Genomic DNA, 23,302 nt, shown 5'->3' with positions numbered 1-23,302 from the left:
CCGCTAGTGCTTCTCGGGCCCGACGTAGTACTCGAACACCAGACCGGCCGCCGCGCTGAGCACGAACACCACGCCGGCGACGATCAGCCACGGCAGCCACAACGCCACCCCCACCGCGGCCACCGAGGCGGCCAGTGCCACCATGATCGGCCACCAGCTGTGCGGCGCGTAGAAGCCTAATTCCCCTGCGCCGTCGGCGATCTCGGCGTCTTCGTAGTCTTCGGGCCGGGTGTCGAGCCGACGCGCGACGAACCGGAAGAAGGTTCCGATGATCAACGTCAGTCCGGTGGTCATCACCAGTGCGGTCACGCCCGCCCACTCGACGCCGCCCGAGAAGAAATACGCGGTGAGAAACGCATAGACCACTGTTGCCAGCGCAAAGAAGGCCGTCAGGATCTCGAACAGCCGGGCTTCGATATGCATGGCGTGTCCTTACTTCGGCGCCGACAGGGACTGTTCACCCCGGCGCGTGTCGAACGGTTTGGTGGTGATGGCCGCAGGCGGCAGCCCGATCGTCTGCAGCGCCTGCGAATTGGTCTTTCCGGCCAGCCGGGCGTCGAGGTAGGCCTTGAAGTCGTTGGGCTCCACCACGCGCACTTCGAAGTTCATCATCGCGTGGTAGGTGCCGCACAGCTCCGCGCAGCGCCCGACGAACGCGCCGGTCTTCTCGATCTCGGAGACCTGGAACTTGTTGTCGGTGTGGTTGGCGTCCGGGTCGGGCAGCACGTCGCGCTTGAACAGGAAGTCGATGATCCAGAACGAGTGCACCACGTCGGCCGAGGCCAGCTGGAACTCGATGCGTTTGTGCGCGGGCAGCACGAGGACCGGGATCTCGTCGCTGGTGCCCAGCGTCTCGACCTTGTCGTAGTTGAGGTAGCTGCGGTCCTCGGGATTCTTGCCGCGGATCGCCCCGACAAGCTCCTCGCCGTGTTTGTCCTTACCTTCCGGCTTCGAGGCCTGAGCCAGCTTGCGCTCGTTGTCGGCGAGGTCTTTGCGGTAGGTGCCGTCCTTGAAGTTCACGCTCTGGTAGCCGAACTTCCAGTTCCATTGGAACGCCGTCACGTCGACGACCACCTCGGGGTCTGGGTCCTTGTTCAGCATCCGTTCCTGCACGACGACGGTGAAGTAGAACAGCACCGCGATTATCAGAAACGGCGTGACCGTCAGCACCAGCTCGAGAGGCATGTTGTAGCCGAACTGCCGCGGCAGCTCGGTCTGGCCCTTCTTGTGGCGGTGGAACGCCGCGCTCCAGAACGTCAGGCCCCAGACGATGATCCCGACGACGAACGCGGCGATCAGCGAGCCGATCCACAGCTTCATGTTGTCGTGGGCTTCGGGCGTGATGCCGTCCGGCCAGCCCAATTTCAGCGCGTCGTAGGCGTTGCACCCGGACAGCGTGACGGCTGCCACACTGAGCATGACCGTCAAGCCGAGAAGCCGCAGCCGTCTCACGTGGGCGCCTCCTGTGGTGGTCAGGGCGAACGGTTGGGATGTTGCTACTACGCAGCGTAGACCACCCCTTGTCGAGGCAGTGAGGCGACCGGGCAACTCCGCGGTGCCATACTTGGCGCGATGTGCGGACTGCTGGCCCTGGTGCGTGACCCGTCGGCCGGAGGCACCGCCGAGCTGGTCGACGAGGTCGCCGAAGCGTCGCATCTGATGCGCCACCGGGGCCCTGACGAGCCGGGCACGTGGTCGTCTACGCAGGTGGTGTTCGGGTTCAACCGGCTGTCGATCATCGACATCGAGCACTCCCATCAGCCGCTGCGCTGGGGGCCGGCCGACGAAGCCGACCGATACGTGCTGGTGTTCAACGGAGAGATCTACAACTACCTGGAGTTGCGGGCGCAGCTGGCCGCCGAGCACGGCGCGGTGTTTCACACCGACGGCGACGGCGAGGCGATCATTGCGGCCTATCACTACTGGGGCGCCGACGCGCTCTCGCGGCTGCGCGGGATGTTCGCGTTCGCGTTGTGGGACACCGCACGAGGCGAACTGTTCTGCGCACGTGACCCGTTCGGTATCAAGCCGCTGTTCATGGCGACCGGACCGGGCGGCACCGCGGTGGCCAGCGAGAAGAAATGCCTTCAGGAGCTCGCCGGCGTGCTGGGCGCCGACCTCACGCTCGACGAACGCGCCGTGCAGCACTACACGGTGCTGCAGTACGTGCCCGAGCCGGAGACGCTGCACCGCGGTATCCGACGCCTGGAATCGGGCTGCTACGCCGTCATCCGCCCTGGGCAGCCGCCGCAGAGCACCCGCTACTTCCAGCCGAGGTTCGCCGCGGTGCCGTTCGTCAACGGGAGCGAACAGGCCCGCTACGACGAGATCACCGCCGTGCTCGAGGACTCGGTGGCCAAGCACATGCGCGCCGACGTCACTGTGGGCGCCTTCCTGTCCGGCGGCATCGACTCCACGGCCATCGCCGCGCTGGCCATCCGTCACAATCCGCGGCTGATCACGTTCACCACAGGCTTTGAGCGCGAAGGGTTTTCGGAGGTCGACGTCGCGGTGGCGTCGGCCGAGGCGATCGGCGCCCGGCACGTCTCGAAGGTCGTCTCCCCCGCCGAGTTCGTCGAAGCGTTGCCCGAGATCGTCTGGTATCTCGACGAACCGGTGGCCGACCCGGCGCTGGTGCCGCTGTTCTTCATCGCCCGCGAAGCACGCAAACACGTCAAGGTGGTGCTGTCGGGCGAGGGCGCCGATGAACTGTTCGGCGGCTACACGATCTATCGAGAACCTTTGTCGCTCAAGCCTTTCGAGTACCTTCCCGGGAAGGTGCGCCGGTCGATGCGTAAGGTGTCCGCACCGCTGCCGGAAGGCATGCGCGGCAAGAGCCTGCTGCATCGGGGATCGCAAACCCTCGAGGAGCGCTACTACGGCAACGCGCGCAGCTTCTCCGATCCTGCGCTGCGTGCGGTGCTGAAGAACTTCCGGCCGGAATGGACCCACACCGACGTCACCGCCTCGGTGTACGAGCAGTCCCGTGACTGGGATCCGGTGGCCCGCATGCAACATCTCGACCTGTTCACCTGGCTGCGGGGCGACATTCTGGTCAAGGCCGACAAGATGACCATGGCCAATTCGCTGGAGCTTCGGGTGCCGTTCTTGGATCCGGAGGTGTTCGCGGTCGCATCGCGGCTTCCGATGCGGCAGAAGATCACCCGCACCACCACCAAGTACGCGCTGCGGCGCGCGTTGGAGCCGATCGTGCCCGCGCATGTGCTGCACCGGCCGAAACTCGGTTTCCCAGTGCCGATTCGGCACTGGTTGCAGGCCGGTGAGCTACTCGACTGGGCGCACCAGATGATCGCCACCACGCAGGCCGACGAGCTGATCGACGTCGGCGCGGTGCGCCGGATGCTCGACGAGCACCTGGCCGGCACCAGCGATCACAGCCGCCGGCTGTGGACGGTGCTGATCTTCATGCTGTGGCATGCGATCTTCGTCGAGGGCAGCATCGTGCCGCAGATCAGCGAACCCCAGTATCCGGTCCAGATCTAAAGCGCTGAGGCAATCTCGTCAGCCGCGTCCTGGCCGTACGCGCCGGCGAGCCGCGACAACGCGGCCTCGCGATCCCAGTGCCATTGCTGGGTTCCGTTGGTCTCCAACACCAAGACCGCAACCAAAGAGCCGAGTTGCGCCGAGCGCTCCAGCCCGAGTCCGGCGCTGCGGCCGGTGAGAAAGCCCGCCCGGAAGGCGTCGCCGACCCCGGTCGGATCGACCTTGCTGGTCTCGGGTACCACGCCCACGTGCAATGAGCTGCCGTCGCGGCTTACCAGGTCAACTCCCTTGGGCCCCAATGTCGTAACGCGCAGATCGACTTGCGCCAGCACGTCGTCTTCGGTCCACCCGGTCTTCTGCAGCAGCAGATCCCATTCGTAGTCGTTGGTGAACAGGTAGGTGGCCCCGTCGATCAACCTGCGGATTTCCTCGCCGGAAAGGCGGGCCAGCTGCTGTGACGGGTCGGCGGCGAACGCCAGCCCCAACCTGCGGCACTCGTCGGTGTGCAGGAACATGGTGTCGGGGTCGTTGGCACCGATGATCACCAAATCCGGTGTGCCGATGGCGGAGACGACCTTCTCCAGGGAGATGTGCCGGGCCTGCGACATCGCGCCCGGATAGAACGACGCGATCTGGGCCATCTCGAGATCCGTGGTGCAGACGAACCTTGCGGTGTGTTCTGACTGCGAGATGTGCACGTGGTCGCAGTTGACGCCGTGCTCTTGCAACCACTCGCGGTAGTCCGCGAAATCCATGCCGGCGGCACCGATCAGCACGGCATCGCCGCCGAGCACGCCGATCGCGTACGCCATGTTGCCGGCCACGCCGCCGCGGTGCACCACCAGATCGTCGACCAAAAAGCTCAACGAAACCTTCTGCAGATGGTCGGCGAGCAGCTGCTCGGAGAACCTGCCCGGGAAGCGCATCAGGTGGTCGGTCGCAATGGAGCCGGTCACGGCAATCGTCACGTGGTCATCCTTTTCACGCTAGCCTGCGTACCATGGCCGGCCCGTACCAGCAGTACTCCGACCCTGCCCTTAGTCCGTCGAACTATAGCGACCCGTCCCCCAGGCCAGATCAGCCCGCCGCCGCATCGGTGTACCCCGGTGCGCTGCCGCCGCCGGTGCCGTATCCGAGCCGGCGACGCTGGCAGCTGGTACTGGCGGTGCTGGTGGTGCTCGCCGTGGTGGCCGGCGCAGTCACAGCGGTGGTGTACGCGGTCAACGAGGGCTCCGGCGACGGCAGCACCGCTGCGGGCGGACGGATCAGCGAAACTGCGGCCAAATCTGTGATCCAGAACTACCTCACCGCCCTGGAGAGAGGCGATTCGGACACCGTCGCCCGCAATACGCTGTGCGGGCTCTACGACAAGGTCAAGGACAAGCGGTCAGACCAGGCGTTGGCGCGGCTGCTGTCCGACACGTTTCGCAAGCAGTTCTCGAACGTCGAGGTGACCTCGATCGACAAGATCGTCTACCTGTCGCAGTACCAGGCGCAGGTGCTGTTCTCGATGCAGGTCGTCCCGCTCACCAGGGGTTCGCAGAAGCGCCAGGAACAGGCCACCGCGCAGCTGCTGTCCCAGGGGGATCAGGTGCTGGTGTGCCAGTACCTGCTGCGCGGCGTGGGTCAGTACTGACCGTCAGTTGAACGAGTCCCCGCACGCGCACGATCCGGTGGCGTTCGGGTTGTCGATGGTGAAGCCCTGCTTTTCGATCGTGTCGACGAAGTCGATGGTGGCGCCCTGCATGTACGGCGCGCTCATCCGGTCCACCGTCAACGTGACACCGCCGAACTCGGCGGTCAAATCGCCGTCCAGCGACCGGTCGTCGAAGTAGAGGCTGTACCGCAGGCCCGCGCAGCCACCGGGCTCCACCTGAATCCTCAAGACCAGGTCGTCACGGCCCTCCTGGTCGAGCAGCGCCTTGGCCTTGGCGGCCGCCGCGTCGGTCAGGATCACGCCATGGGTGGCCGTGCCGGTAGCCGACTCGCCCTGAACAGTCATTGCGTCTCCTCAACAAGCTTGACTCGCCCGAACCTTCGAGCTCACGTGTTCAACGGTACCTTGTTCAGCCGCTATTCCCGTATTCCAGCGCAGCCCTGTGAGCCATTCCCGTCAACTGGTTCGCCGCGTCGGCGATGGCCACGTCCACCGAGCCCGCGTACTCAGCCAGCGAATATGCCGCGGCGACGCCGGCCCGCTGCAGCGTCACCTCGTCGAGGGTCACCTGCCCGGCCAAGACCAGAACCGGGGTACCGCCGGCCGCTGCGGCCAGCGCGCTGATCACCTTGCCGTGCAGCGACTGATCGTCGAACCGGCCTTCCCCGGTGATGACGAGATCGGCGGCCGCGAGGTCGTGTGCCAGCCCGGTGTGCGCGGCGATCACCGCAGCGCCGGATTCCCGGCGTGCGCCCAGTGCCAGCAGCGCGGCCCCGAGCCCGCCCGCCGCGCCGGCACCCGGCAGGTCGCGGATACGGCGGCCGGCCACGGCGTCCAGTTCGTCGGCCCAGCTGGTCAGGCGCTCTTCGAGCACGGCGACGGTGCGTGCGTCGGCACCCTTCTGCGGGCCGAACACGTGCGCGGCACCCATCGCGCCCAGAAGCGGGTGCTCGACGTCGGTGGCCGCGATCAACTCGGTGCCGGCCAGCCGGTCCCGCGCACGCGCCAATCTGGAGCTTTCTGTGCTACTGACGTCCGCGGCGAGCGCTTCCACCATGCCTCGACCGCCGTCGGTGGTGGCGCTGCCGCCAAGGCCGACGACAATGCGGCCGGCTCCGGCGTCCAGCGCGGCGGCGATCAGCTGGCCCACCCCGCGGGTGTGCGCCGCCAGCGCGGTCTGCGGAGTCGGCGGCCCGCCGAGCAGCGCCAGGCCGCACGCCTGCGCGCATTCCAGGTACGCCGTCGGGGCGTCGAACACCCAGCTCGCCGCGACGTCACCGTCCAGTGGACCCGAGACCCACGTCGTCCTGCGCTCGCCCAGCCGGGCGGCGAGCACGTCGACAAACCCTGGGCCGCCGTCGGATTGGGGCGCGCGGATCACTTCGTCGTCAGGTCGGGCCCGCGCCCAGCCGGCGGCGATCGCGTCGGCGGCGTGCACGGCCGACAGCGAGTCGCCGAAGCAGTCGGGAGCGATCAGCACACGCATGATCACCGCACTGTAAGGGCAAGTACCCTGGCGGCGTGAGTCTGCTGGGCCGCAGGAAGCCGTCGACGCAAGAGCCGCCGGCCGGTGATGCCGCCGAGTCGGACCTCGACTCGGCCGCGCAGCAGGGAGCCCGCAAGACCACCGCACCGAAAGGCCGGCCGACGCCTAAGCGTGACGCCGCCAGACGCCGCGGACCGGTGGCGCCCGCCCCGATGACGGCTGCAGAGGCCAGGCGGCGGCGCAAGGAGGTGGCGGGGCGCAAACTGACCCGCGCCGAACGCCGGGAGGTCCGCGCCGAGCAGCGCGAGCGGTCGGCGCAGCGGCGGGAGCGGATGATGGCGGGCGACGAAGGCTATCTGCTGCCCCGCGACAAGGGACCGGTGCGCCGCTACGTGCGCGACGTGGTCGACGCCCGGCGCAACCTCCTCGGCATTTTCATGCCGGTCGCGTTCGGCATGGTGTTTTTGATGCTGGCAATTCCGACGCCGCAGATGAACGCGCTGATTTCCCTCGGCATGCTGGTGTTGGTGGTGATCATGCTTGTCGACGCGGTGCTCTTGAGCCGCAAAGTGAAGAAGCTGGTCGACGCAAAGTTCCCGAAGAACACCGAATCAGGTTGGCGGCTGGGGTTTTACGCCGCGAGCCGCGCGTCACAGTTGCGCCGGATGCGGGCACCGCGGCCGCAAGTCAAGCGCGGCGACCCCGTAACCTAAGCGCCGTGCGCACACTGGTGCTCGGCGGAATCCGGTCGGGCAAATCACGATGGGCGGAGGCGGCGATCGCCGAATCCGTGACCGCAGAAGAACGTGTCTGCTATATCGCCACCGGGCCCGCTTCCAACTTCGATCCCACATGGTCCGAGCGCGTCGCCAAGCATCGGAGCCGTCGGCCGCAGCACTGGTCGACGGTCGAAACGTCCGACGTCGCAACGCTGTTGCGCCGCAACCCCACCACCGCAACTCTGGTCGACGACGTCGGCGGCTGGCTGGCGGCCGACCTCGATCGGGCTGACGCTGACGAATTACTCTCTGCCGTGGAGGCTTTCACCGCGCCACTGGTCGTCGTCAGCCCCGAGGTGGGCCTCACCGTGGTGCCCGCCACCGAATCCGGCCGGCGATTCGCCGACGAACTCGGATTGCTCAATCAACGCCTCGCCGACGTGTGCGACCGCGTGGTGCTGGTGATAGCGGGACAACCGGTGGCGGTGAAATGACGGACTTCGCCGACATCGCTGCGCCCGACGCCGAGGTCGCCGCGGCGGCCCGCAAGCGTCAGAATTCGCTGACCAAACCGCCCGGCTCGCTCGGCCGACTCGAGGAACTGTCGGTGTGGGTGGCTAGCTGTCAAGGTCTCTGCCCGCCAAGGCAATTCGAACGCGCTCGGGTCGTGGTCTTCGCCGGCGACCACGGTGTGGCGACGGCCGGGGTGTCGGCGTACCCGCCGGAGGTCACCGCCCAGATGGTGGCGAACATGGCCGCCGGTGGCGCCGCAGTCAACGCGCTCGCCGCAGCCGCCGGCGCCGGCGTGCGGGTGGTCGACATCGCCGTCGATTGCGAAACGCCGCTGAGCCCGCAGGTAGGTGCGCACAAAGTCCGCCGCAGCAGCCGCAACCTCGCGGTCGAGGACCCGCTGACCACCGATGAGGCCCGGGCCGCGATCGAAGCTGGCAGGCGGATCGCCGACGAGGAGGTGGACGCAGGCGCAGACCTGCTGATCGCCGGCGATATGGGCATCGGAAACACCACGCCCGCAACGGCTTTGGTCACGGCAATCACCGGCACCGAGCCGGTGGCGGCGGTGGGACGCGGCACCGGGATCGACGACGCCGCCTGGATGCGCAAGACCACCGCCGTGCGCAATGCGATGTACCGGGCACGACACCACGCCGGTGATCCGGTCGCGCTGTTGACCCACTGCGGCGGTGCGGATCTCGCTGCAATGGCCGGCTTCTATGCGCAGGCTGCGGTGCGGCGCACGCCGGTGCTGCTCGACGGCGTCGTGGTGACCGCCGCCGCGCTGGTGGCCGATCTGCTCGCGCCGGGTGCGCGGCAGTGGTGGCGAGCCGGGCACCGCTCCACCGAACCAGCGCACGCGCTGGCGCTGACGCGACTCGGACTGGAACCGATCCTCGAATTGAACATGCGGCTCGGCGAGGGCACCGGCGCGCTGGTGGCGCTACCAATCCTGCGGGCAGCGGTCGCCACGCTGGCGTCGATGGCGACGTTCGACGAAGCCTCGGTCTCGTCGAACTCGTGATCCGTTCTGTCGCAAGCGCTTTCGGATTCGCGACGGTGGTGCCGCTGCGCGGGACAACGGTGGGGCGCGGCACGCTCACCGCTCTTCCGGTGGTGGGTGTTGCGCTCGGCGCATTCGCAGCGGGGGTGCTTTGGGCGGCTGAGTGGGCGTTCGGGCAGCACAGCCCACTGGCGGGTCTGCTGACGGTCGCGGCGCTGTTGGCCGCCACTCGGGGCCTGCATGTCGACGGGCTAGCCGATACCGCCGACGCGCTGGGTTGCTACGGGCCGCCCGAGCGCGCGCTGGCGGTGATGCGCGACGGCTCGGCTGGGCCGTTCGGGGTGGCCGCGGTCGTCGTCGTGGTGGTCGCACAGGGATTGGCGTACGCCGACATCTCGCCTGCCGCGGTGGTGACGGCGGTGACGACCGGGCGGCTCGCCGCGGTGTGGGCGGCTCGGCGCGGCGTACCGGCGGCGCAGGGCAGCGTGCTGGGGCGGCTGGTGGCAGGCACGCAGCCGCTGCCGGTGGTCGTGGCCTGGACGCTCGTCGCGGCAGCTGGATCGGCACTGGCCACCCCACTGCTCTGGCAAGGGCCGATCGTCGTAGTGGCGGCGCTCGCCGTCTCCGCGCTGCTGGTCGCGCACTCCGTGCGCCGGTTCGGCGGCGTCACCGGCGACGTTCTCGGCGGGGCAATCGAGTTGACCACCACGCTGACGGCGCTGGGCCTGGCTATTGGTTAATCGAGCCGCGCCATCCAGCCGTGCGTGTCGGAGAACGTGCCGCGCTGGATGCCGGTGAGCGTGTCGCGCAGCGCCATCGTCACTTCGCCCGGCTGCCCATCGGCAATGGTGAACTCGCCGTCGCTGTACTTGACCTGCGACACCGGCGTGATCACCGCTGCGGTGCCGCACGCGAACACCTCGGTGATCTCCCCTGCCGCGGTCTTCTTCTGCCACTCATCGACGTCGATCTTGCGCTCTTCGACGGTGAATCCGGCGTCGGTGGCCAATTGCAGCAACGAATCTCGCGTGATGCCGGGCAGCAGCGTGCCGGTCAGTTCGGGGGTCACGAGCCGCGCCGAGCCGCCGCTGCCGAACACGAAGAACAGGTTCATGCCGCCCATCTCTTCGACGTAGCGCCGCTCGACGGCGTCCAGCCACACCACCTGATCGCACCCGTTGGCGGCGGCTTCGGCCTGGGCCAGCAGCGAGGCGGCGTAGTTGCCGCCGAACTTCGCGGCACCCGTGCCCCCTGGTGCTGCGCGGACGTACTCGGTGGACAGCCACACGCTGACGGGCTTGATGCCGCGCGGGAAGTAGGCCCCGGCCGGTGACGCGATCACCATGTAGCGGTACTGCTTGGCGGGCCGCACGCCGAGTCCCGGCTCGGTGGCGAAGACGAACGGCCGCAGGTACAGCGACTCTTCCCCGCCGGCCGGCGGCACCCACGCGCCGTCGACGGCGATCAGCTGGCGCAGCGACTCGATGAACACCTCGTCGGGCAGCTCCGGAATGGCCAGCCGCCGCGCTGACGACCGCAGCCGGGCGGCATTGGCCTCCGGCCGGAACGAGACGATGGACCCGTCGGCCCAGCGGTAGGCCTTCAGGCCCTCGAACACCTCTTGCGCGTAGTGCAGCACGATCGCCGACGGGTCCAGCTCGATCGGCCCGTACGGCATCACCCGCGCGTTATGCCAGCCGTCACCGTCGGTGTAGTCGATCGACACCATGTGATCCGTGTGATGCAGCCCGAACGGCGGATTCGTCATGATCGCGGTCCGCTGCTCGTCGCTCGCCGGATGCGGGTTGCGTTCGACGGTGAACTCGAGAGGGCCGGTTTCCATGCGGCGATTGTACGTCCGGGCGCTACCGGGTTTTTGCGTCGACGAACGGCGGATCGACCACCTCGCACTCCAGTCTGCGGCCGCGAACGTCGACGTCCACACGCTGTCCGGTCTCGATGCCCGCGGACGTGTCGAGCAACGCCAGCCCGATGCCGAGTTTCAGTGTGGGAGAGAACGTTCCGGACGTGGTGACGCCCACAGGCGTGTCACCGGACAGCACGGTCAACTCGGGCCGCAGCACGCCGCGACCGGTCGCGCGCAGCCCCCTCAACACGCGGCGCGGCCCCGCTTGCTTCTCGGCGAGCAGGGCGTCGCGGCCCCAGAACGCGTCCTTCTGCCAGCCGATCGCCCACACGCACCGAGCCTGCAGCGGCGAAATCTCAAGTGACAGCTCGTGGCCGTGCAGCGGATAGCCCATCTCGGTGCGCAGCGTGTCGCGTGCGCCCAGACCGGCCAGCTCGCCCCCAGCTGCGCGCACTGCCTCGACCAGCGCGTCGAAAACCGCTGACGCGGCGTCCCAGTGCGGCAGCAACTCGTACCCGTGCTCGCCGGTGTAGCCGGTGCGGCACACCCGCACCGGCGCGCCATCGAACTGCGCGTCGACGAATCCCATGTAATCCATGTCCACGGGCAATCCCAGTCCGGCGAGCACATCGGCCGAGCGCGGACCTTGCACTGCCAGCACGGCATATGATCGATGCTCGTTCGTCACTGAGATCCCTTCGGGCGCAGCAGCTTTGAGGGCAGCGACCACCACCGCGGTGTTGGCGGCATTCGGTACCAGGAACAGTTCGTCGTCAGCGACGTAGTAGACGATCAAGTCGTCGACCACACCGCCGGATTCGTTGCAGCACAACGTGTATTGCGCCTTGCCCGGGCGGATGCGACGGAGGTCGTTGGTGAATGCGGAGTTGACGAACTCGGCGGCGCCAGGCCCGCGCACCGACGCCTTACCCAGGTGGCTGACGTCGAACAGCCCGACGGCCTGGCGGGTGGCGTTGTGCTCGGTCACCGTTCCGGCGTACGACACGGGCATCAGCCAGCCACCGAATTCGGCGAACGTGGCGCCCAGTTCGCGATGGCGGTCTTCAAGCGGCCCGTGCTGGATGTCCGTCACGGCCGATACCCTAGACCGGTGGTGGATTTCGACGCGCTCGAAGCCGCCGGAATTGCGAATGCCCGCGACCGCGCCGGTCTGATCAAGTACCTCGACAGCCTCGGATTCACCACCGAGGAGATGGTCGAGGCAGAACGCCGCGGCCGGCTGTTCGGCCTGGCCGGCGACGTGCTGCAGTGGTCCGGGCCGCCCGTCTACAGCTTGGGCACGGCCGCCGAGGCGCTGGGCGTGGCCGTCGACGAGGTGGCCCACGCGTGGGCACGACGAGCTCGCCACCGCGCAGGCGTACCGCGCGGTCGCAGAATTCATTCCCCGCCTGTCCGCCTTGATCGACGTGGTTCACCGCCATCACCTCGTCAGCGCGCGAACCTACTTCGAAGGCGTCATCCGTGATCCGACAGCCAACAGCGTGGCGTGCGGCGTGGGGTTCGCCGACCTGTCCGGTTTCACCGCGCTCACGCAGGTGCTGCCGCCGGCTGAGCTGTCGATGTTGTTGACTCAGTTCAACGCCACGGTCAGCGACGTTGTGCACGCCAGCGGCGGCCGGGTGGTGAAGTTCATCGGCGACGAGGTGATGTGGGTCAGCCCGACGCCGCAACGTCTCGCCCAGACCGCGCTGGATCTGGTTCACCACCCCAAGGCGCAGCAGGCCGGCTTGCAGGTGCGCGCCGGGCTGAGCTACGGCGACATGCTGGCCATCAACGGCGACTACTTCGGCAACGTGGTGAACCTTGCTGCCCGGCTGGTGGCCGCAGCCAAGCCTCGCCAGATCCTCGTCACGCAGATCCTGCACGAGCAACTGCCGGACGAAGCCACCGTCGCGCTGGAGCCGTTGACGCTCAAAAGGTTTCACGCCCCGGTGACGGCTTATCAGCTGCGTCGCCTCAGCTGACCGCTAGGGTTGACGGCCGTGAGCACACAATTCGGGTACCAACCACCCTCGGTCGCTGTCAGTTCGTCGTTGCCCAAGCGGGGTGCGCCCGGCTCCGTACTGGTCGTGCCGGTCGCCAGTGCCGACGAGCGCGCGACGGTACTGGCCACGCAACCGTATCTGGACGCCGACGCGGTCCGCGCCATCGAGGACGCGCTGGCGGCGCTCGGAGCCACCGGCGGCGAAGGGCAGCTCCACCGCGTCGTGGTGCCTGCACTGCCGGTGGCCAGCGTCCTCACCGTCGGCCTGGGGCCACGCAAAGACGACTGGCCGGCCGACAAGGTGCGCCGCGCCGCCGGAGTCGCCGCCCGATCGCTGGACAAGGCCCAGACCGTGATCACGACGCTGTCGGCGCTGGATCTGGGGGCCGCCGTCGAAGGGCTGATCTTGGGCGCCTACAAGTTCAACGAGTTCCGCAGCGCCAAAACGGCGCCGAAGGAGCCGGGGCTGCGCAAGATCACGGTGCTGGCAGCCGACACCAAGGCGTCGACCAAGGCCGAAGCCGAGCGCGCCACTGCGATCGCGGCAGCGGTCGCCACCGCCCGCGACTTCGTCAACACCCCGCCCAGTCATCTGTTTCCAGACGAATTTGCTTCCCGCGCAGCAGCTTTGGCGACTGACACAGGGTTGGCGGTCGAGGTGCTCGACGAGAAGGTGCTCGCCCGCAAGGGCTACGGCGGCATCATCGGCGTGGGCAAGGGCTCGTCTCGTCCGCCGCGGCTGCTCCGGCTCACGTACCGCAGCGCAAAACGCCGCGGCGGCAAGACCGTCGCGCTGATCGGCAAGGGCATCACGTTCGACACGGGGGGCATCTCGATCAAGCCCGCACAGAACATGCACCACATGACCTCCGACATGGGCGGGGCCGCTGCGGTCATCGCGACCACGGTGCTCGCGGCGCGCCAACGGTTGCCGATCGATGTCATCGCCACGGTGCCGATGGCCGAGAACATGCCGTCGGGCACCGCGCAGCGGCCCGGCGACGTGCTGACCCAGTACGGCGGCACCACGGTGGAGGTGCTCAACACCGACGCCGAGGGGCGGCTGATCCTGGCCGACGCGATTGTGCGTGCCTGCGAGGACAACCCCGACTATCTCATCGAGACGTCGACACTGACCGGCGCGCAGACCGTCGCGCTCGGTGCGCGTACCCCGGGAGTGATGGGCAGCGATCAGTTCCGCGACCGGGTGGCCGCAATCAGTCAGCAGGTCGGCGAGAACGCCTGGCCGATGCCGCTGCCCGAGGAACTCAAGGATGACCTCAAGTCCACGGTCGCCGACCTGGCCAACGTCAGCGGATCGCGCTACGCCGGAATGCTGGTCGCGGGAACGTTTTTGCGCGAGTTCGTCGCCGACGGGGTGCAGTGGGCGCATCTGGACATCGCGGGGCCGGCGTACAACACCGGCGCACCGTGGGGTTACACCGGCAAGGGTGGCACCGGTGTGCCGACGCGCACGATGTTCGCGGTCCTCGAGGACATCGCCGCCAACGGCTGACCGTCGCGGCTCAGCGGCTCAGGGCTCAGGGCTCAGATGACCTGGCCGCGGGCCGTGCTGCGAAGCGCTTGCGGGGCAACGCGGGAGGTGCCGTACAGCAGGTAGGCCTCTGGTGTCACCGGACGGATCGGCTTGTTCTTCCGCACTGCCGAGACGATCGCCTTCGCCGCCTTATCGGGACCGTAATGCCTTGCGGCAAAGAACCTTTCCCACTGCTTGCGCCGGCCGGAGACAATGGCATCCTTGCCGGGCGGCGCGTCGAACCGCGCGGTACCGACAATGTTGGTCTGCACCGGCCCGGGGCACACCGTGGTCAAACCCACTCCGGCGGCGTCGAGTTCGGCGCGCAGGCAGTCGGAGAACATGTACACCGCCGCCTTGCTGGTGCAATAGGCGTTGAGCGACTGCAGCGGAGCGAACGCAGCCGCCGAGGCGACGTTCACGATGTGCCCGCCAGTGCCCCGCTCCACCAACCGGCGCGCGAAAGCGCGGCAGCAGTTCACCACACCGCCCAGATTGATGTCGAGCACGCGATCCCATTCCTCGGCCGGAGTGTCCAGGAATCGGCCGGCCTGACCCACACCGGCGTTGTTCACCACGATGTCGGGCAGTCCGTGTTCGGCGCACACCTCGTCGGCGAACGCTTCGACGGCAGCTGCGTCGGACACATCCAGCGTGTAAGCGTGCGCGATCCCGCCCTGGGCAGCGATCTGCGCCGCGGTCTCCCGCACTGTGGCCTCGTCGATGTCGCTGACCACCAATTCGGCTCCCAGCCGGGCGAATTCGAGTGCCGTTGCCCGACCGATCCCGCTGCCTGCGCCGGTGACCGACACGAGTGTGTCGCCGAATTCCTTCCTCGCCCGGCCGACTTCGGCACGTCGCATCGCCCGCGACGGCGGCCGCCCCTCCACGACATCGACCAGCTCACCCACCGACGCGGCGAGCACCTGCGGATGCGAGAACGGCGACCAGTGACCGGCTTTGATGTCGCGGCGCCACAACCGCGACACCCAGCGTGACTCGTCGTCGTAAGAATGCTTGCGCACGAACTGATCTCGCGCGTTGACGATCAGCTGGACGGGCACGTCGACGTAATGGTCGTACCGCACGTTGGCGATCGCGTGGTAGAAGTTGGCGGGATACACCTTCATCGAATTCGCGGCGTCCCTGGCGAATGTGTCGGCATGGTGCATCCGCGAGCGCGGCGTGCCTTCAGTCACGCTGATCAGCCGGCTGAAATTGCGCTCGGTACAGATGAGTCGCACGACCGCGGGAATCAGCGCGCCGACGGAGAACGGGATCGGATACGAGATCCGCACGGCTTGGTCCAGCGCCCACAAGAAGCGCCGAATTCGCCACGGACGCCGCAGGTTTCCCAGCACATAGGCCGCGAGGTGGTCGAGACTCGGTCCGGACACCGACGTGAAAGACGCCACGCGGCTGGCCGCGTCGTCGCGGTACAGGTACTCCCACACCGCGATCGAGCCCCAGTCGTGGCCCAGCACGTGCACTGGGCGGCCCGGGCTCACGGCGTCGAGCACGGCGGCGAAGTCGTCGGCGTAGCGGGCCATCGTGTAGTCGGCGATCTTGCGGGGCGACGACGAGCGGCCCACTCCGCGGTTGTCGTATGTGACCACGCGGAAGCGGTCGGTCAGCAGCGGCACCACCGCGTCCCACAGCACGTGCGAGTCGGGCCAGCCGTGCGCCAGCACCACGGTCGGGCCGTCGGAATTGCCCTGCTCGTAGACGGCGATGTCCACGTCACCGCTGCGGACGAAGGTCATGAGTCGGCATCGTAGGCGCGCTGGCGGGCGGAGCCGCGGCGACCCGCGTTGCGAAATCTGTCGAACAATCCCAACGAAAACGGCTCCCTGTCGCGTCGTCTTCCGATAGTGCCACGTGGTCGGAGGACCCCGAGGGGTTCAGCAGTGGGCGTTGTGGGCAAAGATGATGTGGTAAGCCAGAGGTCGACGCGTCCGACTGAGCTCGAGGAGTCAACAAAGATGGCCTTCTCCGTGCAGATGCCAGCACTCGGTGAGAGCGTGACCGAAGGCACCGTGACCCGTTGGCTCAAGCAAGAGGGCGACACGGTCGAACGCGACGAGCCCCTGCTCGAAGTGTCCACCGACAAGGTCGACACCGAGATTCCATCCCCGGCGTCGGGCGTGCTGAAGAAGATCGTCGCGCAGGAGGACGACACCGTCGAGGTGGGCGGTGAGCTCGCGGTCATCAGCGAGGACGGCGAGTCCGGCGGCGACGAGGGCGGTGACGACGAAACCGGCGAAAGCGCCGAAGAGGAGAAGCCGGCCGAGGAGCCGAGCGCGCAGCCCGAGCCGGCCGCCGAGGAGACGCAGGAGTCCGGGGAAACCGAGCCTGAACCCGATACCCGGCCGGCGGCCTCGTCGGGAGGCCAAGCGACCTCGGTGAAGATGCCCGAACTCGGCGAATCGGTCACCGAGGGCACGGTCACCCGCTGGCTGAAGAAGGTCGGTGACAGAGTCGAGGCCGACGAGCCGCTGCTCGAGGTGTCCACCGACAAGGTCGACACGGAAATCCCCTCCCCGGTTTCGGGAACGCTGCTGTCGGTCACCGCCGAAGAGGACGACACCGTCGAGGTCGGCGGTGAGCTGGCCAAAATCGGCGAGCCCGGCGCCGACGGCGGCCAGAAGCCAGAAGACAAAAAGCCCGAACCCGAAGAGAAAAAGCCCGAGCCGGAGCCGCAACCGGAGCCGAAGCCAGAACCCAAACAAGAGCCGAAGAAGCAAGCGGAGCCCGAACCCGAGCCCGCGGAAGAACCTGAACCTGAAAAGGAACCCGCGGCGTCGTCAGACGGTGACGGCAAACCGTACGTCACTCCGCTGGTGCGCAAGCTCGCTGCCGAGCACAACGTCGATCTTGCGAAGGTCAAAGGCACCGGGGTCGGCGGACGGATCCGCAAGCAGGACGTGCTGGCCGCCGCCGAGAAGGCGAAGGAGCCGGCCGCCGAAGAGCAGCCCAAGGCGCAACCGGCCAAGGCGCCCGCGGCGGCCGAGCAAAAGCCTGCGCCGGCATTGGCGCATCTGCGCGGCACCACCCAGAAAGCCAGCCGCATCCGTCAGATCACCGCGAAGAAAACGCGCGAATCTCTGCAAGCCACAGCGCAACTCACGCAGACCCACGAAGTCGACATGACGAAGATCGTGGCGCTGCGGGCACGCGCCAAAAACGAGTTCGCTGAACGCGAAGGCGTCAACCTGACATTCCTGCCGTTCATCGCGCGAGCGGTGATCGACGCGCTGAAGATCCACCCCAACATCAACGCCAGCTACAACGAGGAAACCAAAGAGATCACCTACTACGACGCCGAGCATCTGGGCATCGCGGTCGACACCGAGCAAGGCCTGCTGTCGCCGGTGATCCACAACGCCGGTGACTTGTCGCTGGCCGGGCTGGCCCGTGCGATCGCCGACATCGCCGCGCGCGCCCGCAGCAACGACCTGAAGCCAGACGAGCTGTCCGGAGGTACGTTCACGATCACCAACATCGGCAGCCAGGGCGCCTTGTTCGACACCCCGATCCTGGTCCCGCCGCAGGCGGCGATGCTGGGCACGGGCGCGATCGTCAAGCGCCCGCGGGTGATCGTCGACGAACTCGGCAACGAGTCGATCGGCATTCGCTCGGTGTGCTACCTGCCGCTCACCTACGACCACCGGTTGATCGACGGCGCAGACGCAGGACGGTTCTTGACGACGATCAGACGCCGGCTGGAAGAGGGAGCGTTCGAGGCCGACCTGGGACTCTGACGGGACGCGAAACCGTGGCCGATGCACTGATAGCGATCGCCGGGTCGTCGGGACTGATTGGGTCGGCACTGGTCTCCGCGCTGCGCGCGTCGGACAACCGCGTCGTGCGGATCGTGCGCCGCGCCCCGGCCAACGCCGACGAGCTGCACTGGAATCCCCAAGCCGGCGAGTTCGACCCGGCGGCGCTGCACGGCGTCGACGCAGTGGTGAACCTGTGCGGCGCGGGAGTCGGCGACAAACGGTGGTCGGGCGCCTACAAGCAGCAACTGCGTGACAGCCGGATCGCACCCACCGAGGTGATCTCGACCGCGGTCGCCGAGGCGGGGGTGAAGGTGCTGATCAATGCCAGCGCCGTAGGGTATTACGGCAACACCGGCGATCGGGTGGTCGACGAAACCGCCCCTGCCGGAACGGGTTTCCTCGCTCAGCTGTGCGAGGACTGGGAGGCGGCCACCCTGCCCGCACAGCAGGCCGGGGCCCGTGTGGTGCTGGCGCGAACCGGGCTGGTGCTCTCCCCCACCGGCGGGCTGCTCGGCCGGCTGCGGCCGATCTTTTCGCTGGGCCTGGGCGCCCGGCTGGGCAACGGTCGCCAGTACATGCCGTGGATCAGCCTCGAGGACGAGGTGCGGGCGCTGCTGTTCCTGATGTCACACGAGCTGTCGGGTCCCGTGAATCTCACCGGGCCCGCGCCCGTCACCAACGCCGAGTTCACTGCCGCGCTGGGCCGTGCGGTGAACCGCCCCACTCCGCTGCCGCTGCCTGCGTTTGTCTTGCGGCGGCTGCTCGGCGAGTTCGCCGACGAGGGATTGCTTGCCGGTCAGCGGGCCATCCCGGCGGCGTTGGAGCGCGCGGGTTTCACGTTCCACCACAACACGATCGGCGAGGCGCTGTCGTACGCGGTGTCGGGTGCCGCTGTGCGCTAGTACCGTCGAGGCATGCGTTCGATCCGGGCCAGCGCCGCACCGATCGAGGTGCGTCAGTTGGGCACGCTCGGTTACGAGCAGGCCTGGCAGCTGCAGCGTGAGCTGGTCGCCGCCCGGGCCGACGGCGGACCGGATGTTTTGTTGCTGCTCGAGCATCCGCCGGTGTACACCGCCGGGAAACGCACGGCGCCGCACGAACGCCCGCAAGACGGCACGCCCGTCGTCGACACCGACCGCGGGGGCAAGATCACCTGGCACGGGCCCGGCCAGCTGGTCGGCTATCCGATCATCCGGTTGGCCGACCCCATCGATGTAGTGAATTATGTTCGACGCCTTGAGGATTCGTTGATCGGCGTGTGCACTGAGCTCGGCTTGGCCGCCGGTCGGGTCGACGGCCGGTCCGGAGTGTGGCTGCGGTCCCCGGACCGCAAGGTCGCCGCGATCGGAGTGCGGGTGCAGCGCGCCACCACCATGCACGGCTTCGCGCTGAATTGTGACTGCGACCTGGCGGCGTTCTCGTCGATCGTCCCGTGCGGGATCAGCGATGCGGGTGTCACCTCGATCAGTCGGGAACTCGGGCGCCGCGTCGGCGCCGACGACGTGCGGCACCGGGTTGCCGACGCGGTGTGCGCCGTCCTGGACGGCCGCCCGGCACTAGCATCGATGCCATGACCGCCCCGCGGAAGCTGCTGCGCCTCGAGGTGCGCAACGCGCAGACACCGATCGAGCGCAAGCCGCCGTGGATCAAGACCCGCGCGAAGATGGGCCCGGAATACACCGAGCTGAAGAACTTGGTCCGCCGCGAGGGCTTGCACACGGTGTGCGAGGAAGCCGGCTGCCCCAACATCTACGAATGCTGGGAAGACCGCGAGGCGACGTTTCTGATCGGCGGCGAGCAGTGCACCCGCCGCTGCGATTTCTGCCAGATCGACACCGGCAGGCCTGCCGAGCTGGACCGCGACGAGCCGCGGCGGGTCGCCGAAAGCGTGGCTGCGATGGGTCTGCGCTATGCCACGGTCACCGGGGTGGCGCGCGACGATCTGCCCGACGGCGGCGCTTGGCTCTACGCCGAGACTGTGCGACAGATCAAGGAACTGAACCCCGGCACCGGCGTCGAGTTGCTGATCCCGGACTTCAACGGCGAGCCGGGGCTGCTGGCGCAGGTGTTCGAGGCACGTCCAGAAGTGTTGGCGCACAACGTGGAAACGGTCCCCCGCATTTTCAAGAGCATTCGGCCCGCATTCCGCTACCAGCGCAGCCTCGACGTGCTGACCGCCGCGCGTGACGACGGGCTGGTCACCAAAAGCAACTTGATTCTCGGCCTGGGTGAGACCTCGGATGAGGTCCGCACAGCGCTGGCCGACCTGCGCGACGCCGGCTGCGACATCGTCACGATTACCCAATATTTGCGCCCGTCGGTGCGCCACCACCCGGTGCACCGCTGGGTGCACCCCGACGAGTTTGTCGAGCTCGCCGAGTTCGCGACCGGCCTGGGCTTCGCCGGGGTGCTGGCCGGGCCGCTGGTGCGTTCGTCGTACCGGGCCGGGAAGCTGTATCGGGAGGCGATCGCGGGCCGCGCCCGGACGTAAGCCCGACCCGTATTCTTGGCTGCATGGCCAAGACCCGCGATCCCAACGCCATCAAGGCCGCCAAAGCCGAGGCGAAAGCAGCCCGCAAGGCCGCCGCGAAAGAGCGCCGAGGCCAGCTGTGGCAGGCGTTCCAGATGCAGCGCAAAGAGGACAAGCGGCTACTGCCGTACATGATCGGCGCATTCGTGCTGATCGTCGGCGTCGCGGTGGCCGCCGGCCTCTACATCGGCGGCCTCGCCGGGTTGACGCTTATTCCGCTCGGGGTGGTGCTTGGCGCCCTGGTCGCATTCATCATCTTCGGCCGGCGTGCCCAGAAATCGGTATACAGCAAGGCCGAGGGACAGACCGGCGCGGCTGCGTGGGCTCTGGAGAACATGCGCGGCAAGTGGCGGGTGACGCCCGGGGTGGCGGCGACGGGCCACTTCGACGCGGTGCACCGGGTGATCGGGCGCCCGGGCGTGATCCTGGTCGCGGAGGGGTCACCGACGCGGGTCAAACCGCTACTGGCCCAAGAGAAGAAGCGCACGGCCAGGCTCATCGGCGACGTTCCGATTTACGACGTCATCGTCGGCAACGGCGAGGGTCAGGTGCCGCTGGCCAAGCTGGAGCGCCACCTGACGAAGCTGCCGGCCAACATCACGGCCAAGCAGATGGATTCGCTGGAGTCGCGGCTCGTCGCACTGGGCGCCCGTGCGGGCGCGGCGCAGATGCCGAAGGGGCCGCTGCCCAGCCAGGCGAAGATGCGCAACGTGCAGCGCACGGTCCGTCGGCGCTGAGTTCTCGCGCTCTTGGCTGCTAGCGCCGGACCACGGCGGTGGCAGTCAGCCGGTCCTGCAGTCCCCGGCCGTTCGAGTCGACGAACAGCGGCGGCACCACCAACGCGATCAGCAGCCCCCGCAGCACTGCGCGGCCGAGGCCCACATGACGTCGGTGGTCGGTGGACACCACCATCAGGGCGAGCGCGAACTGGCCCGGCGTGAAGCTGAAAAGCCGGACGAAGACCACGCCGATGATGAACCACACGGCGAGCACGGCGGTTGACAACGCGGCCTGCGTCAGCAAGCCCACTCCCACGGCCAGGGCGGCCAAGCCGTAGGCGATGAACCAGTCGACCACCAGCGCCGCGAGCCGGCGACCGAACGAGGCCACCGCGATGTCGCTACCCACCGCCATGCGCCCCACCATAGGGCCCCGCTGTTCCATTGCGTAACGTCGGCGCAACATACGGTTGACTGGCGTGCAACATCGGCTCCCTAGCGTCGGCCGCGGGTTAGAGAAACGAAGGAGACCTCCAACAGTGGCAGATATGACACCCGATGACGTGATCAAGCTGATCGCCGACGAGGAGGTCGAATACGTCGACGTCCGGTTCTGCGATCTGCCCGGCATCGTCCAGCACTTCACCGTTCCTGCGTCGTCGTTCGACCAGACGGTGTTCGAAGAGGGACTGGCTTTCGACGGTTCGTCGATCCGCGGCTTCCAGTCCATCCACGAGTCCGACATGCTGCTGCTGCCCGACCCCGGAACCGCCAAGATCGACCCGTTCCGCGCCGCCAAGACGCTGAACCTGAACTTCTTCGTGCACGATCCGTTCACGCTGGAGCCCTACTCGCGTGACCCCCGCAATGTCGCCCGCAAGGCCGAGAACTACCTCAAGAGCACCGGCATCGCCGACACTGCCTACTTCGGCGCCGAGGCCGAGTTCTACATCTTCGACTCGGTGTCGTTCGACGTGAACCGTGCCAACGGCGCGTTCTACGAGGTCGACGCGATCTCGGGCTGGTGGAACACCGGCGAGCCCACCAATGCCGACGGCAGCCCGAACCGCGGATACAAGGTTCGCCACAAGGGCGGCTACTTCCCTGTCGCGCCCAACGACCAGTACGTCGACCTGCGCGACGCGATGACCACGAACCTGATCAACGCCGGGTTCGTCCTGGAGAAGAGCCACCACGAGGTCGGCAGCGGCGGCCAGGCCGAGATCAACTACAAGTTCAACACACTGCTGCACGCGGCCGACGACATGCAGCTGTACAAGTACATCGTCAAGAACACCGCGTGGCAGCACGGCAAGACGGTGACGTTCATGCCGAAGCCGCTGTTCGGCGACAACGGTTCGGGCATGCACACCCATCAGTCGCTGTGGAAGGACGGCGAGCCGCTGTTCTACGACGAGTCCGGCTATGCCGGCCTGTCGGATACGGCGCGCCATTACATCGGCGGCATCCTGCACCACGCGCCCTCGCTGCTGGCGTTCACCAACCCGACCGTCAACTCATACAAGCGGCTGGTGCCCGGGTACGAGGCGCCGATCAATCTGGTGTACAGCCAGCGCAACCGCTCGGCGTGTGTGCGCATTCCGATCACCGGCAACAACCCGAAGGCCAAGCGGCTGGAGTTCCGCTGCCCTGACAGCTCGGGCAACCCGTACCTGGCGTTCTCGGCGATGATGATGGCCGGGCTCGACGGCATCAAGAACAAGATCGAGCCCAACGCTCCGGTGGACAAGGACCTCTACGAGCTGCCGCCGGACGAGGCCGCAAACATCCCCCAGGCGCCCACGTCGCTGTCCGCGGTGATCGACCGCCTCGAGGAGGATCACGAATACCTCACGGAGGGTGGCGTTTTCACGCCCGACCTGATCGAGACGTGGATCAACTACAAGCGCACGGAAGAGATCGAGCCGGTGCAGATCCGGCCGCATCCGTACGAGTTCGCGCTGTACTTCGACGTCTGAG

22 protein-coding genes and 1 pseudogene are annotated in these 23,302 nt (G+C 67.7%); 14 read left to right on the top strand and 9 right to left on the bottom strand.

Translation table 11 applies throughout. From position 1 onward, the window contains the following. Positions 1 to 3: 3 nt before the first annotated feature. Together AC5Y39_RS16650 and ctaC are read right to left on the bottom strand one after the other, a co-directional pair. On the bottom strand, positions 4 to 423 hold the full coding sequence (locus tag AC5Y39_RS16650) for a cytochrome c oxidase subunit 4 (protein ID WP_500019770.1): 420 nt from the start codon (positions 421 to 423) through the stop codon (positions 4 to 6). A gap of 9 nt (positions 424 to 432) precedes the next feature. Then, positions 433 to 1,419, bottom strand: coding sequence for an aa3-type cytochrome oxidase subunit II (ctaC, locus tag AC5Y39_RS16645; protein WP_500019827.1), 987 nt, complete (start codon positions 1,417 to 1,419; stop codon positions 433 to 435). 153 nt (positions 1,420 to 1,572) lie between these two features. Here ctaC and asnB point away from each other — a divergent pair, with 153 nt between their 5' ends. Continuing rightward, positions 1,573 to 3,504, top strand: coding sequence for an asparagine synthase (glutamine-hydrolyzing) (asnB, locus tag AC5Y39_RS16640; RefSeq protein ID WP_500019768.1), 1,932 nt, complete (start codon positions 1,573 to 1,575; stop codon positions 3,502 to 3,504). On the opposite strand, the gene AC5Y39_RS16635 is transcribed toward asnB, so the two are convergent. After that, complete coding sequence (locus AC5Y39_RS16635) at positions 3,501 to 4,472, bottom strand: carbohydrate kinase family protein (protein WP_500019766.1); 972 nt, start codon at positions 4,470 to 4,472, stop codon at positions 3,501 to 3,503. The two genes, asnB and AC5Y39_RS16635, sit on opposite strands and share 4 nt — an antisense overlap. Before the next feature lie 32 nt (positions 4,473 to 4,504). Between AC5Y39_RS16635 and AC5Y39_RS16630 the strand changes: the two genes are divergently transcribed. After that, positions 4,505 to 5,140 (top strand): Rv0361 family membrane protein, encoded by a 636-nt coding sequence (locus AC5Y39_RS16630; protein ID WP_500019764.1) that lies wholly within the window; start codon positions 4,505 to 4,507, stop codon positions 5,138 to 5,140. A 3-nt stretch (positions 5,141 to 5,143) separates the two neighbouring features. On the opposite strand, the gene AC5Y39_RS16625 is transcribed toward AC5Y39_RS16630, so the two are convergent. Next, entirely contained in the window at positions 5,144 to 5,506 is a 363-nt protein-coding gene (locus AC5Y39_RS16625; RefSeq protein WP_499911610.1) for a HesB/IscA family protein, read from the bottom strand. A gap of 64 nt (positions 5,507 to 5,570) precedes the next feature. Next, positions 5,571 to 6,647 carry a glycerate kinase family protein gene (locus AC5Y39_RS16620; protein WP_500019762.1) on the bottom strand — a complete coding sequence of 359 codons (1,077 nt, stop codon included), beginning with the start codon at positions 6,645 to 6,647 and terminating at the stop codon, positions 5,571 to 5,573. Between the two features lie 35 nt (positions 6,648 to 6,682). Between AC5Y39_RS16620 and AC5Y39_RS16615 the strand changes: the two genes are divergently transcribed. The 4 genes from AC5Y39_RS16615 to AC5Y39_RS16600 are packed head-to-tail and all read left to right on the top strand — an operon-like array spanning position 6,683 to position 9,622. After that, complete coding sequence (locus tag AC5Y39_RS16615) at positions 6,683 to 7,360, top strand: DUF3043 domain-containing protein (RefSeq protein ID WP_500019760.1); 678 nt, start codon at positions 6,683 to 6,685, stop codon at positions 7,358 to 7,360. Positions 7,361 to 7,365: 5 nt separating this feature from the next. Next, entirely contained in the window at positions 7,366 to 7,860 is a 495-nt protein-coding gene (locus AC5Y39_RS16610; protein WP_500019758.1) for a bifunctional adenosylcobinamide kinase/adenosylcobinamide-phosphate guanylyltransferase, read from the top strand. Next, positions 7,857 to 8,903 carry a nicotinate-nucleotide--dimethylbenzimidazole phosphoribosyltransferase gene (gene cobT / locus AC5Y39_RS16605; RefSeq protein ID WP_500019756.1) on the top strand — a complete coding sequence of 349 codons (1,047 nt, stop codon included), beginning with the start codon at positions 7,857 to 7,859 and terminating at the stop codon, positions 8,901 to 8,903. Before AC5Y39_RS16610 ends, cobT begins: the two co-directional genes overlap by 4 nt. After that, positions 8,900 to 9,622, top strand: a complete 723-nt coding sequence (locus AC5Y39_RS16600; RefSeq protein ID WP_500019754.1) for an adenosylcobinamide-GDP ribazoletransferase — start codon at positions 8,900 to 8,902, stop codon at positions 9,620 to 9,622. The genes cobT and AC5Y39_RS16600 overlap by 4 nt, the downstream gene beginning before the upstream one ends. Here the strand turns inward: AC5Y39_RS16600 and AC5Y39_RS16595 are convergent. Together AC5Y39_RS16595 and gcvT are read right to left on the bottom strand one after the other, a co-directional pair. Further along, positions 9,619 to 10,725, bottom strand: a complete 1,107-nt coding sequence (locus AC5Y39_RS16595; RefSeq protein WP_500019752.1) for a branched-chain amino acid aminotransferase — start codon at positions 10,723 to 10,725, stop codon at positions 9,619 to 9,621. The two genes, AC5Y39_RS16600 and AC5Y39_RS16595, sit on opposite strands and share 4 nt — an antisense overlap. A gap of 22 nt (positions 10,726 to 10,747) precedes the next feature. Continuing rightward, positions 10,748 to 11,842 (bottom strand): glycine cleavage system aminomethyltransferase GcvT, encoded by a 1,095-nt coding sequence (gcvT, locus tag AC5Y39_RS16590; protein WP_500019750.1) that lies wholly within the window; start codon positions 11,840 to 11,842, stop codon positions 10,748 to 10,750. Between gcvT and AC5Y39_RS16585 the strand changes: the two are divergent. Together AC5Y39_RS16585 and AC5Y39_RS16580 are read left to right on the top strand one after the other, a co-directional pair. Then, positions 11,804 to 12,734: pseudogene (locus tag AC5Y39_RS16585) on the top strand (adenylate/guanylate cyclase domain-containing protein). The gene gcvT and the pseudogene AC5Y39_RS16585 overlap by 39 nt on opposite strands. Before the next feature lie 18 nt (positions 12,735 to 12,752). Beyond that, positions 12,753 to 14,270 (top strand): leucyl aminopeptidase, encoded by a 1,518-nt coding sequence (locus tag AC5Y39_RS16580; protein ID WP_500019748.1) that lies wholly within the window; start codon positions 12,753 to 12,755, stop codon positions 14,268 to 14,270. A gap of 32 nt (positions 14,271 to 14,302) precedes the next feature. On the opposite strand, the gene AC5Y39_RS16575 is transcribed toward AC5Y39_RS16580, so the two are convergent. Beyond that, positions 14,303 to 16,054 (bottom strand): SDR family oxidoreductase, encoded by a 1,752-nt coding sequence (locus AC5Y39_RS16575; protein WP_500019746.1) that lies wholly within the window; start codon positions 16,052 to 16,054, stop codon positions 14,303 to 14,305. Positions 16,055 to 16,273: 219 nt separating this feature from the next. On the opposite strand from AC5Y39_RS16575, the gene sucB reads away from it, so the two are divergent. The 5 genes from sucB to AC5Y39_RS16550 are packed head-to-tail and all read left to right on the top strand — an operon-like array spanning position 16,274 to position 21,340. Further along, positions 16,274 to 18,052, top strand: a complete 1,779-nt coding sequence (sucB, locus tag AC5Y39_RS16570) for a 2-oxoglutarate dehydrogenase, E2 component, dihydrolipoamide succinyltransferase (RefSeq protein ID WP_500019744.1) — start codon at positions 16,274 to 16,276, stop codon at positions 18,050 to 18,052. A 14-nt stretch (positions 18,053 to 18,066) separates the two neighbouring features. Next, positions 18,067 to 18,975 (top strand): TIGR01777 family oxidoreductase, encoded by a 909-nt coding sequence (locus AC5Y39_RS16565; protein WP_500019742.1) that lies wholly within the window; start codon positions 18,067 to 18,069, stop codon positions 18,973 to 18,975. A gap of 12 nt (positions 18,976 to 18,987) precedes the next feature. Then, on the top strand, positions 18,988 to 19,647 hold the full coding sequence (gene lipB, locus AC5Y39_RS16560; RefSeq protein WP_500019740.1) for a lipoyl(octanoyl) transferase LipB: 660 nt from the start codon (positions 18,988 to 18,990) through the stop codon (positions 19,645 to 19,647). Continuing rightward, entirely contained in the window at positions 19,644 to 20,564 is a 921-nt protein-coding gene (lipA, locus tag AC5Y39_RS16555; RefSeq protein ID WP_500019738.1) for a lipoyl synthase, read from the top strand. Before lipB ends, lipA begins: the two co-directional genes overlap by 4 nt. A 23-nt stretch (positions 20,565 to 20,587) precedes the next feature. Further along, on the top strand, positions 20,588 to 21,340 hold the full coding sequence (locus AC5Y39_RS16550) for a DUF4191 domain-containing protein (RefSeq protein WP_500019736.1): 753 nt from the start codon (positions 20,588 to 20,590) through the stop codon (positions 21,338 to 21,340). A 19-nt stretch (positions 21,341 to 21,359) separates the two neighbouring features. Here AC5Y39_RS16550 and AC5Y39_RS16545 read toward each other — a convergent pair whose 3' ends face one another. Beyond that, the gene (locus AC5Y39_RS16545) at positions 21,360 to 21,737 is read right to left on the bottom strand and encodes an RDD family protein (RefSeq protein WP_500019734.1); all 378 of its coding nucleotides are present in this window, start codon (positions 21,735 to 21,737) and stop codon (positions 21,360 to 21,362) included. Between the two features lie 124 nt (positions 21,738 to 21,861). On the opposite strand from AC5Y39_RS16545, the gene glnA reads away from it, so the two are divergent. Further along, positions 21,862 to 23,301, top strand: coding sequence for a type I glutamate--ammonia ligase (glnA, locus tag AC5Y39_RS16540; protein ID WP_499911568.1), 1,440 nt, complete (start codon positions 21,862 to 21,864; stop codon positions 23,299 to 23,301). Position 23,302 lies beyond the last annotated feature (1 nt).

Source organism: Mycobacterium sp. NGS39, from assembly GCF_059812765.1.
This window is presented reverse-complemented; position numbering and strand designations above follow the sequence as displayed.

Excerpts from the sequence above, each read along its gene's own strand:
- AC5Y39_RS16650 (WP_500019770.1), bottom strand. The coding sequence starts at position 423 with ATGCATATCGAAGCCCGGCTGTTCGAGATCCTGACGGCCTTCTTTGCG.
- ctaC (WP_500019827.1), bottom strand. The coding sequence starts at position 1,419 with ATGCTCAGTGTGGCAGCCGTCACGCTGTCCGGGTGCAACGCCTACGAC.
- asnB (WP_500019768.1), top strand. The coding sequence starts at position 1,573 with ATGTGCGGACTGCTGGCCCTGGTGCGTGACCCGTCGGCCGGAGGCACC.
- AC5Y39_RS16630 (WP_500019764.1), top strand. The coding sequence starts at position 4,505 with ATGGCCGGCCCGTACCAGCAGTACTCCGACCCTGCCCTTAGTCCGTCG.
- AC5Y39_RS16625 (WP_499911610.1), bottom strand. The coding sequence starts at position 5,506 with ATGACTGTTCAGGGCGAGTCGGCTACCGGCACGGCCACCCATGGCGTG.
- AC5Y39_RS16620 (WP_500019762.1), bottom strand. The coding sequence starts at position 6,647 with ATGCGTGTGCTGATCGCTCCCGACTGCTTCGGCGACTCGCTGTCGGCC.
- cobT (WP_500019756.1), top strand. The coding sequence starts at position 7,857 with ATGACGGACTTCGCCGACATCGCTGCGCCCGACGCCGAGGTCGCCGCG.
- AC5Y39_RS16595 (WP_500019752.1), bottom strand. The coding sequence starts at position 10,725 with ATGGAAACCGGCCCTCTCGAGTTCACCGTCGAACGCAACCCGCATCCG.
- AC5Y39_RS16575 (WP_500019746.1), bottom strand. The coding sequence starts at position 16,054 with ATGACCTTCGTCCGCAGCGGTGACGTGGACATCGCCGTCTACGAGCAG.
- sucB (WP_500019744.1), top strand. The coding sequence starts at position 16,274 with ATGGCCTTCTCCGTGCAGATGCCAGCACTCGGTGAGAGCGTGACCGAA.
- lipB (WP_500019740.1), top strand. The coding sequence starts at position 18,988 with ATGCGTTCGATCCGGGCCAGCGCCGCACCGATCGAGGTGCGTCAGTTG.
- lipA (WP_500019738.1), top strand. The coding sequence starts at position 19,644 with ATGACCGCCCCGCGGAAGCTGCTGCGCCTCGAGGTGCGCAACGCGCAG.
- AC5Y39_RS16550 (WP_500019736.1), top strand. The coding sequence starts at position 20,588 with ATGGCCAAGACCCGCGATCCCAACGCCATCAAGGCCGCCAAAGCCGAG.
- AC5Y39_RS16545 (WP_500019734.1), bottom strand. The coding sequence starts at position 21,737 with ATGGCGGTGGGTAGCGACATCGCGGTGGCCTCGTTCGGTCGCCGGCTC.